2 protein-coding genes and 1 pseudogene are annotated in these 1,241 nt (G+C 70.1%); all 3 read right to left on the reverse strand.

Going from position 1 to position 1,241, the window contains the following annotated elements:
- Positions 1-420: TonB-dependent receptor plug domain-containing protein (locus ACSFA3_RS24220; protein WP_435507931.1), on the reverse strand; the 420-nt coding region annotated here is incomplete at its 3' end.
- Positions 421-536: 116 nt separating this feature from the next.
- Positions 537-908 (reverse strand): DUF2946 family protein, encoded by a 372-nt coding sequence (locus ACSFA3_RS24225; RefSeq protein ID WP_435507932.1) that lies wholly within the window; start codon positions 906-908, stop codon positions 537-539.
- Positions 909-917: 9 nt separating this feature from the next.
- Positions 918-1,241, reverse strand: a pseudogene (locus tag ACSFA3_RS24230) (TraB/GumN family protein); the annotation flags it as partial.

The following is a 1,241-nucleotide window of genomic DNA, read 5'->3' on the forward strand; positions in this document are numbered from 1 at the left end:
CACGTCGACCCGCTCGATTTCTTCCGGCGACACCATGCCCCAGCGCGGCGCGTAGGTGGCGCCGTTGCCCAGCGGGTTCGACAGCATGATGCCGTCGGCATAGACCATCGAGCGCGCGCTGTTGCCCGTGCCCGAGGCGCGGGTGGCGAGCACGGCATGGTTGAAGTCGCCGATGTAGCGCTTGCGCACGACCAGGCTGGGCAGGTACTTGAGCGCGTCTTCGCTGTCGGTGGCGTTGACGGTTTCGACGATCTGGTCGTGCGTCACGCCTTCGATGGTGGTGGGGATCTGCGCCGGCAGCGAGGTCGGCCGGCCGCCGCTCACGGTGACGGTGCTGAGCGAACGGCCGCTGGTGCCGCTTTCAGGCGCATCGGCGGGCTGCTGCTGCGCCAGCGCAGGCGCACCAAGGGGGAATGCCATGGCGATCGCCAGGGCGCGGGAATGCTTTTTCAAGAGGAACCTTCTCCACGAAACTTCAAGCCAGACAGGCCGAAACGCACGTCGGTCGTGCGTATGCGGCTATGGTTTTGAGAGCGTCAGGAGAAAGTCGGGGGCCCTCGCGCCGGTAGCGGCGCCGCGGTGGCCGCGGCCAGGCGCGCGGCGGGAATGGACTGGACCACGCGGCCCAGCGGCAAGGGAAGATCGAAAACCGGAACAGCCATGGCCGGCGGCGGCGCGCCGGTCAGCACGCACAGCGAGCAGTCCATGTGCGAGGCGCCCATTTCCTGCGCGCCGTCTTCGGTGTGCACCACCACCTTGATCGAGCCGGCGCTGGGGCACACCAGCTCCATCGGCTGTGGGTTCACCAGCGGCGACGCCACCGCCACGCCCAGCGACATCACGAACCACAGCAACACCCAGCGGCCGACGAGGCCGATGAAGCGGGTGTGGGTTCGCAGCGCGTGCATGGCGGGCGATTATCTGCGCACTTTGCCCTTGGCGGCAGGGGCCGCGGCCTTGGCTGGCGCTTTGGCGGGGGCCTTGGCGCCCCTGGCGGCGGGTGCCGCCTTCGTCGATTTACCGCCCTTCTGCACCGCCTGCCCGCGTTGGCCCTTCACGGCCTTGCCGCCGCGCACGGCCCTCGGCGCCGGCGAAGGCGCCGCGAGCGCGGGCATCGGCTGTGCCGTCTGCGCCTGCGCGTTGGTCAGCACCGGCGTCACGGTGAAGCCGCGCGCCGCCATCAGCGTGGGCAGCCCCTGCGGGCCGATCATGTGCACGCCGAGGATCTCGTCGGTCGTCGC

The sequence above is a fragment of the Variovorax glucosi genome, assembly GCF_051216695.1.
Classification (GTDB): domain Bacteria; phylum Pseudomonadota; class Gammaproteobacteria; order Burkholderiales; family Burkholderiaceae_C; genus Variovorax.

Bases quoted from the DNA above. Each gene is read 5' to 3' on its own strand.
- ACSFA3_RS24225 (WP_435507932.1), bottom strand. From the start codon at position 908: ATGCACGCGCTGCGAACCCACACCCGCTTCATCGGCCTCGTCGGCCGC.